Consider the following 279-nt stretch of genomic DNA (forward strand, 5'->3'; position numbering starts at 1 on the left):
CCTTCGCGCCACCCTGCGCCTGCGGCGGCAGGAACACCGAGAAGCGCATCGGCAGCCCGATCGCCGCCGACTCATGGCGGTAGAAGCGCTGCACGCCGCCATGGCAGCCGTGTTGCGAGATCAGTTCCATCATGGCGCGCGCCTCAGTACAACACCACCGAGCGGATCGACTCGCCGCGCTTCATCAGGTCGAAGCCTTCGTTGATGCGCTCCAGCGGCAGCGTGTGCGTGATCAGGTCGTCGATATTGAGCTTGCCTTCCATGTACCAGTCGACGATC

General features: G+C 64.2%; 2 pseudogenes. Both read right to left on the bottom strand.

Annotated features, from left to right (window positions below):
• Positions 1 to 130: pseudogene (locus VSR71_RS35205) on the bottom strand (S-formylglutathione hydrolase); the annotation flags it as partial.
• 13 nt (positions 131 to 143) lie between these two features.
• A pseudogene (locus VSR71_RS35210) lies at positions 144 to 279 on the bottom strand (S-(hydroxymethyl)glutathione dehydrogenase); the annotation flags it as partial.

The organism is Cupriavidus oxalaticus, from assembly GCF_038900635.1.
In the GTDB taxonomy this organism is placed as follows: Bacteria; Pseudomonadota; Gammaproteobacteria; order Burkholderiales; family Burkholderiaceae; genus Cupriavidus; species Cupriavidus oxalaticus_B.